General features: G+C 69.7%; 13 protein-coding genes and 2 pseudogenes. 6 read left to right on the top strand and 9 right to left on the bottom strand.

What is annotated here, in order from left to right:
• Positions 1–46: 46 nt before the first annotated feature.
• The 4 genes and pseudogenes from ACZ56U_RS31930 to ACZ56U_RS31945 form a co-directional block, all read left to right on the top strand.
• Positions 47–936, top strand: a pseudogene (locus tag ACZ56U_RS31930) (SGNH/GDSL hydrolase family protein); the annotation flags it as partial.
• Between the two features lie 36 nt (positions 937–972).
• A complete protein-coding gene (locus ACZ56U_RS31935; RefSeq protein WP_469087406.1) occupies positions 973–2,028 on the top strand; it encodes a glycoside hydrolase family 5 protein in 1,056 nt (351 codons plus the stop codon).
• A 99-nt stretch (positions 2,029–2,127) separates the two neighbouring features.
• Positions 2,128–3,492, top strand: coding sequence for a poly(ethylene terephthalate) hydrolase family protein (locus tag ACZ56U_RS31940; protein WP_469087407.1), 1,365 nt, complete (start codon positions 2,128–2,130; stop codon positions 3,490–3,492).
• Between the two features lie 573 nt (positions 3,493–4,065).
• Positions 4,066–5,646: a lectin gene (locus ACZ56U_RS31945; protein ID WP_469087408.1), complete on the top strand. Its 1,581-nt coding sequence runs from the start codon at positions 4,066–4,068 to the stop codon at positions 5,644–5,646.
• Positions 5,647–5,832: 186 nt separating this feature from the next.
• Here ACZ56U_RS31945 and ACZ56U_RS31950 read toward each other — a convergent pair.
• Positions 5,833–6,523: pseudogene (locus tag ACZ56U_RS31950) on the bottom strand (haloacid dehalogenase type II).
• Between the two features lie 483 nt (positions 6,524–7,006).
• On the opposite strand from ACZ56U_RS31950, the gene ACZ56U_RS31955 reads away from it, so the two are divergent.
• Together ACZ56U_RS31955 and ACZ56U_RS31960 are read left to right on the top strand one after the other, a co-directional pair.
• Entirely contained in the window at positions 7,007–7,150 is a 144-nt protein-coding gene (locus ACZ56U_RS31955; RefSeq protein WP_469087409.1) for a hypothetical protein, read from the top strand.
• Positions 7,150–7,299: a hypothetical protein gene (locus tag ACZ56U_RS31960; RefSeq protein WP_469087410.1), complete on the top strand. Its 150-nt coding sequence runs from the start codon at positions 7,150–7,152 to the stop codon at positions 7,297–7,299. Before ACZ56U_RS31955 ends, ACZ56U_RS31960 begins: the two co-directional genes overlap by 1 nt.
• A gap of 224 nt (positions 7,300–7,523) precedes the next feature.
• Here ACZ56U_RS31960 and ACZ56U_RS31965 read toward each other — a convergent pair whose 3' ends face one another.
• The 8 genes from ACZ56U_RS31965 to ACZ56U_RS32000 all read right to left on the bottom strand — a co-directional run bounded on the left by ACZ56U_RS31965 (position 7,524) and on the right by ACZ56U_RS32000 (position 14,485).
• Positions 7,524–8,198: a CoA transferase subunit B gene (locus ACZ56U_RS31965; RefSeq protein ID WP_469087411.1), complete on the bottom strand. Its 675-nt coding sequence runs from the start codon at positions 8,196–8,198 to the stop codon at positions 7,524–7,526.
• The gene (locus tag ACZ56U_RS31970) at positions 8,195–8,950 is read right to left on the bottom strand and encodes a CoA transferase subunit A (RefSeq protein ID WP_469087412.1); all 756 of its coding nucleotides are present in this window, start codon (positions 8,948–8,950) and stop codon (positions 8,195–8,197) included. The genes ACZ56U_RS31965 and ACZ56U_RS31970 overlap by 4 nt, the downstream gene beginning before the upstream one ends.
• Positions 8,951–8,964: 14 nt before the next feature.
• Positions 8,965–9,192, bottom strand: coding sequence for a hypothetical protein (locus tag ACZ56U_RS31975; protein ID WP_469087520.1), 228 nt, complete (start codon positions 9,190–9,192; stop codon positions 8,965–8,967).
• A gap of 264 nt (positions 9,193–9,456) precedes the next feature.
• Positions 9,457–10,239, bottom strand: coding sequence for an SDR family NAD(P)-dependent oxidoreductase (locus ACZ56U_RS31980; RefSeq protein WP_469087413.1), 783 nt, complete (start codon positions 10,237–10,239; stop codon positions 9,457–9,459).
• Positions 10,236–11,213: a fumarylacetoacetate hydrolase family protein gene (locus ACZ56U_RS31985; RefSeq protein ID WP_469087414.1), complete on the bottom strand. Its 978-nt coding sequence runs from the start codon at positions 11,211–11,213 to the stop codon at positions 10,236–10,238. The genes ACZ56U_RS31980 and ACZ56U_RS31985 overlap by 4 nt, the downstream gene beginning before the upstream one ends.
• A gap of 105 nt (positions 11,214–11,318) precedes the next feature.
• Positions 11,319–12,257: a VOC family protein gene (locus tag ACZ56U_RS31990; protein ID WP_469087415.1), complete on the bottom strand. Its 939-nt coding sequence runs from the start codon at positions 12,255–12,257 to the stop codon at positions 11,319–11,321.
• Between the two features lie 24 nt (positions 12,258–12,281).
• Entirely contained in the window at positions 12,282–13,358 is a 1,077-nt protein-coding gene (locus ACZ56U_RS31995; protein ID WP_469087416.1) for an amidohydrolase family protein, read from the bottom strand.
• Positions 13,355–14,485 (bottom strand): FAD-dependent oxidoreductase, encoded by a 1,131-nt coding sequence (locus ACZ56U_RS32000; protein ID WP_469087417.1) that lies wholly within the window; start codon positions 14,483–14,485, stop codon positions 13,355–13,357. The genes ACZ56U_RS31995 and ACZ56U_RS32000 overlap by 4 nt, the downstream gene beginning before the upstream one ends.
• Positions 14,486–14,491: the final 6 nt, after the last annotated feature.

A 14,491-nucleotide genomic window follows, 5' to 3' on the forward strand; every position in this document is an offset into this window, starting at 1 on the left:
ACCGCACCTCTCAGAGCACTCCCGGCTCACGCAGGAAGGGACAGGCATGCGCAGCGCCCCGCACTTACCGTTCTTCCGGATTCTTCTGACTCTGCTTCTGCTCGCCCTCGGCGTGACCCTCGCTCCCGCGGTCGCCGCCGCGCCCGCAGCGGCCCCCGTACGCATCATGCCGCTGGGTGACTCGATCACCGGCTCCCCCGGCTGCTGGCGGGCGGTGCTGTGGAACCGCCTGCGCGGCAGCGGGCACGCGAACATCGATTTCGTCGGCACCCTCAAGGAGCAGGGTTGCCCCCAGTCGTTCGACGGCGACAACGAAGGCCACGGCGGTGAGCTCGTGACCAACGTGGCGAACCAGAACCTGCTCCCTGCCCGCCTCTCGGCCACCCGTCCCGACATCGTTGTCATGCATTTCGGCACGAACGACGTCTGGAGCAGCCTCGCGCCCGACCGCATCCTCGCCGCTTACACCAAGCTGGTCACGCAGATGCGGGCGTCCAACCCGAACATGAAGATCCTGGTCGCACAGATCATTCCGATGAACCCCTCCAGCTGCACCGGCTGTGCCGGGCGAGTAATCGACCTGAATGGGCGGATCCCCGGCTGGGCCCGAGCGACCAGTACAAGCCGCTCTCCGGTGACTGTGGTCGACCAGTGGACGGGCTTCAACACCTCGGGTGACACCTACGACGGGGTACACCCTTCCGCCTCCGGTAACACGAAGATCGCAGCCCGCTGGTATCCCGCCCTCGTCGCTTCCCTCTGAAGGGTGTGCCGAGCGGCCTGGCCAACCGTGGTCGAACCTGCCCGGCCGCCCTCGGGGCCGTCTCCTCATGGAAGGGCGGCCACCAGGGCGCGAGGACGATGAGCAGCACGTCCGCGTCCCGTGTCACGGCCATCACCCGCACCGCCGCCGTCAATTGCACGGCACGAGCCACCGCCTCCTGAACTCTTCCCCCTCTTGGAGCCGCCGCCATGAGATTCCGCACGCGAACCGCCCCACGAATGGCCGCCGTCCTGGCAGCTCTCCTGGGCCTGCTCGTCCCCCTGCTCGGTCTCGCCGCCCCGGCCCAGGCCGCGCCCACCGGGTTCCGTGTCCAGAGCGGCCGCCTGCTGGAAGCGTCGGGCAACGACTTCGTGATGCGGGGCGTCAACCACGCCCACACCTGGTATCCGAACCGGATCAGTTCCCTCTCCCATATCAAGGCCAAGGGCGCCAACTCCGTCCGCGTCGTCCTCTCCAGCGGTGACCGCTGGACTCGCAACAGCGCTGCCGACGTGACCAACGTCGTCGCCCAGTGCAAGCAGAACCGGCTCATCTGCGTCCTCGAAGTCCACGACACCACGGGCTACGGCGAACAGAGCGGCGCGACCACCCTGTCCCGCGCCGCCGACTACTGGATCAGCGTGAAGAGTGCCCTGACCGGCCAGGAGAAGTACGTCATCGTCAACATCGGCAACGAGCCGTACGGAAACAGCAACTACACGCGGTGGACCGCCGACACCAAGGCCGCCGTCCAGAAGCTGCGCAGTGCCGGGTTCACCCACACGCTGATGGTGGACGCGCCCAACTGGGGCCAGGACTGGGCGTTCACGATGCGCGACAACGCCGCGTCCGTGTTCGCCGCCGATCCGGACCGCAACACGGTGTTCTCGGTCCACATGTACGGCGTCTTCAACACGGCCGCGAAGGTCAACGACTACCTGAACCGTTTCGTGGCCGCGAAACTCCCCATCGTGGTCGGGGAGTTCGGCAGCAACCACTCCGACGGCAACCCCGACGAGGACGCCATCCTGGCCGCCGCCCAGCGGCTCCGCCTCGGCTACCTGGGCTGGTCCTGGAGCGGCAACAGCAGCGACGTGCAGTACCTGGACCTGGTCAACAACTTCGACCCCAACCAGCTCACCAGCTGGGGCCGGCGCCTCTTCAACGGAACGAACGGCATCGCCGCCACCGCCAAGGAGGCATCGGTCTTCTCCGCCGGCGTCACGAGCACCCGCCCCCTGGCCGCTCCCCCGCTCCACCGCTGACGCAACTCGACGTGCGCCTGTCATGCGCACGCCATGCACACCCGTCGACCGTTCGGCGCGACTCCCGTAAGCACCACAAAGGCATGGAGGAACAGGACGATGCACTCGAGCATCACCGACGTCCCGGTGTCCGGCGAGGCCCCCACCCGCCCGATGAGATCCGGCAGGAGGAACAGGACGGCTACGTTGAAGGCGGCCGTGGTGGCGGCTGTGGCCGGTCTGATCGCCGCGCTGGTGGCGATCCAGCCGGCTGCGGCGCAATCGCCGTCGGCCGCGGCCAACCCCTACGAGCGGGGCCCGGCTCCCACAGTCAGCAGCGTCGCGGCCCAGCGGGGCACGTTCGCGACCGCGGAAGTGACCGTGCCGCCCGGCAACGGTTTCAACGGCGGCAAGATCTACTATCCGACGGACACCTCTCTGGGGACGTGGGGTGCGGTTGCGGCCGTGCCCGGTTACACCGCCCGGTGGTCCGCCGAGGGCGCCTGGATGGGGCCGTGGCTCGCGTCCTTCGGGTTCGTCGTCATCGGCATCGACACCAACAGCCCCAACGACTACGACACCGCCCGCGGCACCCAACTGCTCGCCGCGCTGGACTACCTCACCCAGAAGAGCCCGGTGCGCGACCGCGTCGATCCCCACCGGCTGGGCGTGCTCGGCCATTCCATGGGTGGCGGCGGCGCCATCAGCGCGGCCGAACGCCGGCCGACGCTGAAAGCGGCCCTGCCGCTCGCGCCGTTCTCCCCCTCACAGAACCTGTCCACTCTGCGGGTCCCGACGATGATCATGGGTGCTCGGGACGACGGCACGGTCACCCCCTCCTACCTCAACGGACTCTACGGCGGCATGCCGGCCGCCACGCAGAGCGCCTACATCGAGCTCACCAGCGGCGGCCACGGGTTCCCCACCTGGGGCAACTCCAATGTGACGCGCCGTACCATCCCCTGGCTCAAGATCTTCCTCGACAACGACACCCGCTACACCCAGTTCCTGTGCCCGTCCCTTGCGGACAGCAGTGGGGTCTCCCGGTCCCAGACAAAGTGCCCCTACGTGCCGCCCGGCACGACCACTCCGCCGCCGAGCAGTGGGCAGATCGTCGGCGCCGGCTCCGGCCGCTGCCTGGACGTACCGAACGCGTCGCAGACCAACGGCACCCAGGCCCAGCTGTGGGACTGCTCGGGCAATGCCAACCAGAAATGGGCGCGCACCGACGCCGGGGAACTGCGCGTGTACGGCAACAAGTGCCTGGACGCCGAGGGGGCGGGAACCTCGCCCGGTACACGGGTCATCATCTGGGACTGTCATGGCGGGCAGAACCAGCGCTGGAACGTCAACGCCAACGGCACCATCACCAGCGTCCCGTCCGGCCTGTGCCTGGACACGAACAGCGGCGGCACCGGGAACGGCGCCCAGGCGGTCCTGGGGAACTGCAACGGCACGTCCACCCAGCGCTGGACCCTCCGATAACGAGGACACAACCCGATCCGAGGCAGAAGGAGACCGAAGTGCCGGGCAGCGCCCAACACTTCGGCCGTGCAGGCACCCCTGCGGCCCGGATACCTGGCGGGGACTTGAGGGGACGGCTGCGACGGCATCGCCGTACTCCAGTGGGCCGGCGCAGACCTGGGCATGATCGGTGCACCGTCGTGTGGCTGGCGAGGCCCAGTGCTCGGTACGGCACTCGCTGTGCATGACCGGCCTCGGACGCGTCTCGGCGACCAGTGACCGGCCGCGTTCGCAGCGGCGACGGCCGACCCGGTCACATTCCACTAGCTCGCGTCGCAAACGGCACGGCGCACAGGCCATCGCAGCTTGTCCTGACTGACCTCCTTAGACATCCACGCATATCTGCCTCAACGGCCGGGCGCGGGGCCCGCAGGCGCGAACTGACGCGGTAACTCTTCGGTACCAACCGCCCAGTTCGACCTGCCGGTCAGCGCAGACAACAGCCCGTCCGGGACGGCATCGGCCACCGGCGCACAACGGGATCGGGCCCACGCTCGACGCCCTCGGATACACATGACCGATCGAGGAGAACCCATGCTCAGACTCATCCGCGCGGTGCTGTCTGCGGCTCTTGTCGCCGCCGCGGTACCTCTCGCTCTCTTACCCGCCACCCAGGCTGTGGCGCTCGACAACGGCCTCGCTCGTACTCCGCAGTTGGGCTGGAACGACTGGAACAGCTTCGGCTGCAACGTGAGCGACCGTCTGATCCGGGAGACCGCCGACGCGATGGTCTCCAGCGGCATGGCCGCAGCCGGCTATGAGTACGTCAACATCGACGACTGCTGGTCGACACGGAACCGTGACGCCGGCGGCAACCTGGTCGCGGACCCCGCCAAATTCCCCAACGGCATGAAGGCAGTCGCCGACTATGTGCACGGCAAGGGGCTGAAGCTCGGCATCTACTCGTCGGCCGGCCTGACCACCTGCGCCGGTTACCCCGCCAGCCTCGGCAACGAGCAGCGGGACGCCAACTTGTGGGCATCCTGGGGCATCGACTATCTCAAGTACGACAACTGCGGTGACCACCAAGGCCGCAGCGGCCAGGAACGCTACACCGCCATGCGCGACGCGCTCGCCAGGACCGGCCGCCCCATCCTGTTCGCCCTCTGCAACTGGGGCCAGGACCAGGTCGGCACCTGGGGCCCCGCCACCGGCAACTCCTGGCGCAACACCGGCGACATCCAGGCCAACTGGAACTCCGTGATGGGCATCCTGGAAGCCCAGCCCGGCTGGGCGGGCTTCTCCCGCCCCGGTGCCTGGAACGACCCGGACATGCTGGAGGTCGGAAACGGTCTGTCCGACACCGAGTCCCGAGCCCACTTCAGCCTCTGGGCGCTGCTGAACGCGCCTCTGATCGCGGGCAACGACCTGCGCACCATGAGTGCCGCCACCAAGTCGATCCTGACCAACACCGAGGTCATCGGGGTCAACCAGGACTGGGGCGGCCGGCAGGGCAACCGCCTCGTCGACAACGGCAACACCGAGGTGTGGACCAAGCCGATGGCCAACGGCTCTGTCGCAGTGGTCCTCCTCAACCGCGGCAGCGGCACGGCCACCGTCTCCACGTCCGCTACGCAGATCGGCCTCGGCTCGGCGTCCAGTTACTCGGTACGCGATCTGTGGGCGCACACCACCAGTACGACCAGCGGCTCCGTCAGCGCCTCCGTCCCCGCCCACGGCGCCGCGATGTACGTGGTATCCGGCGGCGGGACGCCGCCCGGCAACAGCACCTACTCGCTCAAGGGCCAGGGCTCCGGCCGCTGTCTCGACATCACCGGCGGCTCCCAGGCCAACGGCACGCTCGCCGAGATCTGGGACTGCAACGGCGCCGCCAACCAGCAGTTCACCAGCACCAGTGCGGGCGAGCTGCGGGTCTACGGCGGCGCCAAATGCCTGGACGTCGTCGGCGCCGCCACCGCCAACGGCACCGCCGTGAACATCTGGGACTGCAACGGCCAGTCCAACCAGCGGTTCCGCCTCAATACCGACGGCACCATCACGGCCGTCGGCTCAGGTAAGTGCCTCGACGTCAGTGGCGGCGCGACCACCAACGGCACCAAGGTCCAGATCTGGACCTGCGGCGGCTCAGCCAACCAGAAGTGGACCCGCGTCTGACTGATCGCTGCCCACCGACACCCCCCTCTGTCTGCGCCGTACGGCGCAGACAGAGGGGGGCACTTCGTGTCTGATTGAGGCTCAGACCACGTCCGTGTTCACCGAGGGGATGCCGGTATCACTGACTTGGCTCCTGTGCGGCGGAGATCCGGGCATATGCGTTGGCTTCCAGCGCAAAGTACAGCTCTAAGCATGGTCGAGTTGGTCAGCCAGGCCGGCCAGATCGTCGGCGTGCAGGTCGAACCTGTCCGAGGAGATGGGTGGGTCGCCGACGGGGCGGGCGATGTAAGCGGTGCGCAGGCCGAGGCCCTGTGCTCCGCGCAGGTCCCAGGCGTGGGAGGCGACCATCAGAAGCCGCTCCGGCGGTCGCCCGGAGACGGTGACGGCCAGCTGGTAGACCGCTGGGTCCGGCTTGTAGGTCCGGGCGCCTTCGGCGGACAGTGCCTGGTGCCAGCGCAGTCCGGCGTGCGCGTTGAGTCCCAACAGCGCCATCCGGCTCGCATTCGAAAGCCCGATCAGCGGGAACCGTTCGGCGAGTCGGGCGAGCCCTGCCGACGGTGTCGGGCCACGGCGGCAGCCTGCGACCTGACAGGGCCAGCGCCGCTACGGCGGTCGGGTCGTCGACTCCGGCGGCATCGGCGACGAGCCGGGCGGCTTCCAGGTCAAGGACATCGCTGGTGAGGTACGGCCGGGCGCCGTCGAGGATGCGACGTTGCTCGCGGTCGATGTGCTGCCGCCACAGGCACAAAAGTTGCTCGACCTTCTGATCGTCGAGCAATGGGGTGAGTTCACTAATGCCGGCGCGAATACCGGCGGGTTCGTCGACGAGCGTGCCAAGCACGTCGAACACAACGGCATCGATCTTTGGCTCTGACATGAGAGAGGTCTCCTGGACGAAGCAGGCGCCTAAGAGTGGCTGTCAGCCGAACGCGGCTGGAAGCCACCCGAATTCCCCGGACCGCACGGCCCGTGAGGCAGCCCCGTCAACGTCGCCAACACCGCGCCCGCCAAGCCCCAAAAGACGGTCGGCCCCACGCGCACAGCTACGGGAGACGTGCGAAGAGCAGGTCAGCCGAGAGAGCGCCCCCGGACGGCGAGGGTTGTGCCCCTTCCCATCGGATCTCCGTGGTCAGCCCGCCGCGGCACCGGCCGATCGCCTCACCCGGCCACAACCGCCATTTCGAGCGCCCCGGCCGCGTGCCGGTCGGCCCGCGCGGTCGTGACGTTCCCCCGTCGGTTCAGTCCGCCCTGGCAGGCCCAGATCACGGTCCTCGTGCCGGGAGTAGTGCCGGAGGCCTCGGCATCCAGGCACTTGGCGCGTACACGCGCAAGGTCCCCCGCGGCAGCGCGGCTTGGAGTCGTGAAGACAACCGCCATCGAACGTCACGCCGAACTGCTGCCTCTGTACACCGGGCTGCCCTGGCAGTCCGCCCTGCGCCGGGTCGAGGCCGCCGCACCCGGCACGCTGCTGATCCCACAGCCGGACGCCGACCAGCTCCTGTGATGGCCGCACCGGCCTGGCGCCGGATCACTACCGTGCACCCGTGGGGCATCGAATACGTCGACCCGCGCCCGGACCGCCTCCTGATCGGCTTCCAGGCCGGCCCCTTCCTGACCAGCTGTGGTGTCCCGCCCGAGCGGCACGGACCGTAGCTTGCGGCCTTCGCCAAGATCAGCTGCCCTTCCGCCGTTCTTCTCGGGGCAGTGTCCGCCGACAGCGGCCCCTGGGCGGGGATCGAGCGCCTGCCTGGCCCTGGCTCTCACCCCACAACGCGGCCGCGGCCCGCACGCATGAGAGACATACCGGGCTCGGCAGTGTTCGGACAGTGGTGACGGGCCGCTGCCGAACCTGCGAGCGGGGTCCTGGCCGACCGCGATCAGCAAGCAGCAGTGACGGCGTCGGTCCGCAGGGGCGCGGCCGTCTTCGCGGTGATCTCGTCCAGGGTGATGCCGGGTGCGGTCTCGACGACGGCGAGGCCGTCGGGTGTGACGTCGAGGACGCCGAGGTCAGTGATGACGCGGTGGACGCACCGTTCGCCGGTCAGCGGCAGGGTGCACGTGGTCAGGATCTTCGGGCTGCCGTCCTTGGCCGTGTGCTCCATCAGGACGATGACCCGGCGGGCGCCGTGGACCAGGTCCATCGCTCCGCCCATGCCCTTGACCATCTTTCCGGGGATCATCCAGTTGGCGAGGTCACCGCGTTCCGACACCTGCATGGCGCCCAGCACCGCGGTGTCGATGTGACCGCCGCGGATCATGCCGAAGGACAGGGCCGAGTCGAAGAAGGACGCGCCGCTCAGGACGGTGACCGTCTCCTTGCCCGCGTTGATGAGGTCCGGGTCGACCTCGTCGGCGGTCGGGTAACGGCCGGTGCCCAAGATCCCGTTCTCGGAGTGCAGCACCACCTGCACGCCGGGCGGGAGATGGCCGGGGATGAGGGTGGGCAGGCCGATGCCCAGGTTGACGTAGGAGCCGTCGGTGAGTTCTGCGGCGGCGCGGGCGGCCATCTGGTCGCGGGTCCAGCCCCGGGGCGTGTCCGTCGTCGTGCTCATGCTCGTACCGTCCTCTTCTCGATCTGTTTGTCAGCGGCCTGAGCGGGGGTGAGCTCCACGATCCGCTGGACGAAGACGCCGGGCAGGTGGACGGCGTCGGGGCTCAGCTGGCCCGGTTCCACGAGTTCTTCGACCTCGGCGATCGTGATCCGGCCGGCCATCGCCGCGAGCGGGTTGAAGTTGGCCGCGGCGCGGCGGAAGACCAGATTGCCGTGCCGGTCCCCCCGCCAGGCCCGGACGAGGGCGAAGTCGGTGGTGATGGCGTGCTCCAAGACGTGCGGTCGGCCGTGGAAGTCGCGGGTCTCCTTGGGCGGGGAGGCCACCGCGACCGAACCGTCCGCCGCATACCTCCACGGCAGACCGCCCTTCGCGACCTGGGTACCCACACCGGCCGGGGTGTAGAAGGCGGGGATGCCCGCACCGCCGGCGCGCAACCGCTCGGCCAGTGTCCCCTGCGGCACCAGCTCCACCTCCAGCTCGCCCGACAGGTACTGGCGGGCGAACTCCTTGTTCTCGCCGACGTAACTGCCTGTCACGCGGCCGATCCGGCCGGCGGCGAGCAGCACGCCCAGGCCGCGGCCGTCCACGCCGCAGTTGTTCGACACGACCTGCAGGCCGGTGGCGCCCTGCTCGTGCAGGGCGCGGATCACCACTTCCGGGATGCCGCTGAGACCGAAGCCGCCGACGGCCAGTGACGCGCCGTCGGGAATGTCGGCGACTGCCTCGTCGGCGTTCGCGCTCACTTTGTTCACGGACGTGGTCCTTTTCAGCCGGGGAGTACGGACGACCGGCCGCCGTCAACGGGGGTGGCGCCGGTGGTGCAGGACGCCTCGTCGGAGGCGAGGAAGACGGCCGCCTGACGACCTCCTGGGGAAGTCCGACGCGGCGGAGGGGGATGCTTCGGGCGATGGTCCGCACGGGATGGTCGTCGTTCTGCTGGTCGCCGCGCGTGACCTCGGCGTCGATCACCGGGGCTGACGCAGTTCGCGCGGATGCCGTACGGGGCTTTCTTCGGCGGCGAGCTGCCGGGGCATCGCGATCACCGCGCCCTTGGACGCCATGGGAGCACTTCCCGATCGAGCGAAGCCGAGAGCTGGGGGAGGCCGGTCCGCTGATGCGTGAGCGAACCGGTCAGACCCGCCGGCCACACCGACTCCAGCTCGGCGCCGTCTGGTTCGGCACGGTCGACACCCAGCCTTACGAGGACTTCGGCTTCACGACCGTGCCCGACATCAGGGCCACCTTCGTCTCCAGTGTTTCAATTCCCCTCCGAACTCGAAGCAGCCGAACCCAGAGCAACCGAACCCAGAGCGTCCGAGATGGACTTGACGCCGCCGTGCGCGGTGAGTCCGCCGTCGACCGGGATCTCGGCGCCGGTGATGAAGGACGACTCGTCGGACAGGAGGAAGACCACGAGCGGGGCGACCTCGTCCACCGTGCCGGTGCGGCCGAGAGGGGTCTCGCGGATGTTCGCCTCGCGGAAGGCGGGCGCGGCGGAGGTGGTCATCTCGGTCTCGATGAAGCCGGGGTGGATCGTGTTGACGCGGATGCGGCGCGGGCCCAGCTCCATGGCGGCGGTCTTCGACAGGCCGCGCAGTGCCCACTTGCTGGTTGTGTAGGCGACCGGGTAATGGCCGCTGAGCGCGGCGGTGGAGCCGACGTTGACGATGGACGAGCCGGGCGGCATCAGCGGTGTCAGGTGCTGGATGCCCAGCAGCGGGCCCGTGACGTTGACGGCGTGGACGCGGGCGAAGTCGTCGGGGGTCACATCGCCGAGGCGGGCGCGCCAGGTGATGCCCGCGTTGTTGACCAGGCCGTGCACCTGGCCGTACGACTGCCGCAACTCGGCGGCCAATTCTGCCCAGTGCTCCTCGTCGGTGACGTCGAGGTGGCGGCAGCCGGGGGCATCGGTCACGTCGGTGGCGATGACGCGGGCGCCTTCGCGGGTCAAAGCCTCGGCCTCGGCGGCGCCCTGGCCGTGCGCGGCGCCGGTGACGACGACGACCTTGCCGAGGAGCCTCTTGGGGTGCAGATCGTTCACGGCCGCTCCCGGCTGCGGCGCCGGGCGGTCGGCAGCGGCTGCGGATCCCTGCCCGCGACCACGGTGTTGGAGACGGTGCCGATGCCCTCCACGGTGAGGGTGACGGTGTCTCCCGGCTTCAGCGGGGGCGGGGACTGCTCCCCCCGGACGCCCCACAGCTCGGCGAGGCAGCCGCCGTTGCCGCAGGTGCCGGAGCCGAGCACATCGCCGGGGCGGACGACGGTGCCGCGGGAGGCGTAGGCGACCATCTCCTCGAAGGTCCAGCTCATATTGGACAGCAGGTCCTTGCCGACGACCTCGCCGTTCACCGAGGCGGTCAGCGCCAGGCGCAGGAAGCCGTCGGTGTCGCGGTACGGCTCCAGCTCGTCGGCGGTGACCAGGTACGGGCCGAGGGTGGCGGCGGTGTCCTTGCCCTTGCACGGGCCGAGGCGGACCTGCATCTCGCGGGACTGCAGGTCGCGGGCCGACCAGTCGTTGAAGACCGTGTAGCCGATGATGTGGTCCCGTGCCTGCTCTGGCGTCAGGTCCCGCCCCTCCCGGCCGATGACGGCGGCGACCTCCAGCTCGAAGTCGAGGACTTCGCTGCCCGGCGGCACCGGGACGTCGTCGTGGGCGCCGATGACGGCGTACGGGTTGGTGAAGTAGAACGTGGGGGCGTCGTACCAGGCTTCGGGCACCCCGCCGACGCCGACACCGTCGACGGATCGCCGTACGCCTTCGACGTGTTCCTCGAAGGTGACGAAGTCCCGCACGGTGGGCGGCTGAAGCGGTGGCAGCAGCCGCACTTCGGAGACGTGAGGGCCCGGCGGGACGTCGAGCGTGGCGGCGCCGGCGTGCAGGAGCGCGTCGAGTCCGTCGCCGGAGCGGATCAGCTCCGTGAGCGAGCGCGCCCCGGGAACCGGGTGGAGGGTGCCGTCCTCCTCCACGACGGCGGCCCGTCGCTGGTGTCGATGTTCATAGGTGGCGAAACGCATGTACGGCTCCAGGCTCCGGAGGTCTTCGGCAGCGGTGGGAACCGGGGACGCGGCGAGGGCGTCAGGGCGGTGACAGGGCCGCCACGTCCCCGGGGTTCGAGGGGGTCAGACCGGCGGGGCGACGAAGCAGCCGCGGTCGACGTCGTTGAAGGACTCCTTGGCGACCAGTTCGTTCATGGGGTTGGCGGTGCCCCACTGGTCGGTGACCTCGGGCTGGGAGAAGTCGTAGACGTGGGGGTGCCAGGTGTCCTCGTCCAGCAGCTCCAGTTCCGTCGTGTACTCGACGGTGTTGCCGTGCGGGTCCAGGAAATACGTGAACGTGTTGTCCCCCGCCAAGTGCCGGCCGGGGCCCCAGACCTTTTTGAAGCCGGCGCGGATCACGCGGCCGGAGCCGCGCATGTACTCGTCCAGGCCGCGCATCTCGAAGGAGACGTGGTGCAGGGAGGTGTGCGGGCCCTTCGCGATGGCCATCGAGTGGTGCTGGTTGGAGATCCGCATGAAGTGCATGACCTCGCCCATGTGCGGCGTGCCGAGGGTGTCGGAGAGCCGGAAGCCGAGGTGGGTCTCATACCACTCGCGGGTCCTGTCGAGGTCCGGCGAGTTCAGCACGACGTGCGACAGGCGGACCGGGATCGCCTCCTTCTCCTCGATACGGCGGTGCTGCCGTGCCTCGACATCGGCGGAGACCTCGATGGTGCGGCCGTCGACGTCGAAGAAGCGGAAGCCGTAGCCGCCGCCGGGGGTGTCGAGCTTGCCCGGCTGGGAGATCAACTGCACGCCGCCCGCGAGGAGTTGCTCGGCGAGGGTGTCCACGTCCCCGGTGGAGCCGGCGCCGTACGAGACGAGGTCGAGGCGCTTCTCCTCGGCCTTGCGCAGCCGCACCACGTACTGCTCGGGGCTGCCTTCAGCGGCGAGGAAGGAGATGCCGGAGTCCTCGGCGACCTGGGTCAGGCCCCAGACGCCGGCGTAGAAGTCGAGCTGCTTGTCGTAGTCGGGCACGGCGAGGTCGACGTGCCGCAGATGTGTGAGCAGGCGTGCGCTCATGGTGGGTTTCCTCCGGTGTGGGGGTCAGGCGAGGCGCAGCAGGGTTGTCGCGTTGCCACCGCGCACGGCGTGGAAGTCGTCGTCGGGCAGGCGTGCGGCGCGCAGTGCGCCGACGGGGTCCTCGGTGCCCATGTCGAAGGGGAAGTCGGAGCCGAGCAGCACACGGTCCGCGCCGACCGCGCCGATCAGCGCCCGCAGTACCTGCGGTTCGTGGACCAGCGAGTCGAAGTACAAGCGCTTGAGGTAGCTGCTGGGCCGGTGGGCGCAGCCGGCACCCGCGTCGGAGCGTGCCGACCAGGCGTGGTCGGAGCGGCCGATGTGGGTGGGCAGATAGCCGCCCCCGTGCGCGGCGATGACCTTCAGCTCCGGGTGCCGGTCCAGCACCCCGGAGAAGATCAGGTGCGAGAGCGCGATGGCGTTCTCGGTGGGCTGGCCGACGGTGTTGGACAGGTACCACTGGTCGAGGCGCTCGTCGAGCGTGCAGCCGAAGGGGTGCAGGAAGAGGATCGCGCCCGTCTCCTCGGCCCGGGTCCAGAAGGGTTCGTACGCCGGATCCGACAGCTCCCGGCCCGGCGCGTGCGAGGAGATCTCGACACCCAACAGGCCCATGCCCATGGCGAGTTCGAGCGCGCGCACCGCCGATTCCGGGTGCTGCAGGGGGACAAGGCCCAGACCGTGCAGCCGGCCGGGCGCCTGGGCGCAGTGGGCGGCCGTCGCCTCGTCGGCGAGGCGGTACACCTTCTCCGCGGTCTCCTCGTCCGCCCAGTAGTGGTAGTGCGACGGCGACGGGCTGACCAGCTGGACGTCCACACCCTGCGCGTCCATCGCGGCCAGTCGTACGGCCACGTCCGTCAGCCTCGGGATGCGCTCGGCGACCATGGGGCCACTGACGGCCTGGGCCGCGGGCCCGTTGCGGCGGGCGTCGAGGGCCCTGGCCGTTGCCAGGCCCGGCAGGCCGGCCACCAGGGCCTCGACCTCCGGGATCAGGACGTGCGCGTGGACGTCGACAGTCGGGGAAATGCGCGCGTCCGTGCTCGGCCAGGGGCGAGGATCGCGCCGGGGGCGGCTCCCGGCGGTGGCCGGGGGAGGGTGGGCCGTCACGGCAGTTCCTTGAGGGCGGCCATGGTGCGTCCGATCAGACCGGGCACATCCGCGTCGTGCACCTGGTCCAGCTGCCACTGGCAGAGCTGGACGGACGCCTCGACAACGGTCCGGACGCGCGGGACGCGTCGGTCGTAGTACGCCTGGAAGAGGGCGTCGTCCCATTCGCGCCCACTGGTGAGCAGTTCCGTCAGGACGGAAGCGTCCTCCAAGGACATCGCCGCGCCCTGGGCGAAGGTGGGCGGGCAGCAGTGAGCGGCGTCCCCGACAAGGACGACCCGGCCGCGGTGCCAGGAGCCCTCGACCAGATGCCGGTCGAACCACGTGTAGTTGACCTTCGCCGGGTCCGTGATGTGCTTGGTGATCTCGGGCCAGGCACCGCCGTACTGCTCGGCCAGCCGGCGCATCTCGTCCGCGTAGCTGGCCGGGTCGATGGAGTCGCGGTCCCGGTTGGCCTCGACGACGTAGGCGTAGAGGGTGTTCTCGCCGGTGGGGGTGTAGCCCGCGATGTAGGCGGGGCCACCGAAGGTGAGGTCCGAGCGGGTGACGCTCTCGGGGCGCGGGGCGGGGGCGCGCCAGATGGCCATGCCGACGGGCTCGGGACGGTCGCTGATGCCGATCGCGGCGCGGGTCGCGGAGTTCAGGCCGTCGGCGGCGATCACCAGGTCGTAGCGGCCCTCGGTGCCGTCGCTGAACCGGACGGAGACACCGTCGGCGTCCTGCTCCAGAGTCTCGGCGGTGGTGCCCAGGCGTACGGTGGCACCTGTCGCGCGGACGGCGCCGATGAGAATCTGCTGAAGTTGCGGCCGCCGCATGCCGAGGGTGGCGGGCAGGTCGGCACCGCCGGACTTTATGTCCTCCTTGACGAACAGCAGGGTGCCGTCGGGGGCGGTCACCCCCAGCGAGCCGTAGGCGAACCCCGATGCTTCCACCTGCTCCCACACGCCCAGCTCGCGCAGGACACGCAGGGCGTTGCCCTGGAGGGTGATGCCGGAGCCGGTGGTGGCGTTCCAGTCGGGTCTGGCCTCGATCAGGTCGACGGAGAGGCCGGCCCAGCGCAGCAGGATGGTGATGGCGTTGCCGGAGGCGCCGCCGCCTATGACGAGGACCGTGCGAGGTGTGGTCATGGGGAA

The sequence above is a fragment of the Streptomyces sp. NPDC034103 genome (genome assembly GCF_055575395.1).

Coding starts and splice junctions, on each gene's coding strand:
- ACZ56U_RS31985 (WP_469087414.1), bottom strand. CDS start 11,213: ATGCGTTTCGCCACCTATGAACATCGACACCAGCGACGGGCCGCCGTC.
- ACZ56U_RS31945 (WP_469087408.1), top strand. CDS start 4,066: ATGCTCAGACTCATCCGCGCGGTGCTGTCTGCGGCTCTTGTCGCCGCC.
- ACZ56U_RS31960 (WP_469087410.1), top strand. CDS start 7,150: ATGGCCGCACCGGCCTGGCGCCGGATCACTACCGTGCACCCGTGGGGC.
- ACZ56U_RS31940 (WP_469087407.1), top strand. CDS start 2,128: ATGCACTCGAGCATCACCGACGTCCCGGTGTCCGGCGAGGCCCCCACC.
- ACZ56U_RS31935 (WP_469087406.1), top strand. CDS start 973: ATGAGATTCCGCACGCGAACCGCCCCACGAATGGCCGCCGTCCTGGCA.
- ACZ56U_RS32000 (WP_469087417.1), bottom strand. CDS start 14,485: ATGACCACACCTCGCACGGTCCTCGTCATAGGCGGCGGCGCCTCCGGC.
- ACZ56U_RS31965 (WP_469087411.1), bottom strand. CDS start 8,198: ATGAGCACGACGACGGACACGCCCCGGGGCTGGACCCGCGACCAGATG.
- ACZ56U_RS31990 (WP_469087415.1), bottom strand. CDS start 12,257: ATGAGCGCACGCCTGCTCACACATCTGCGGCACGTCGACCTCGCCGTG.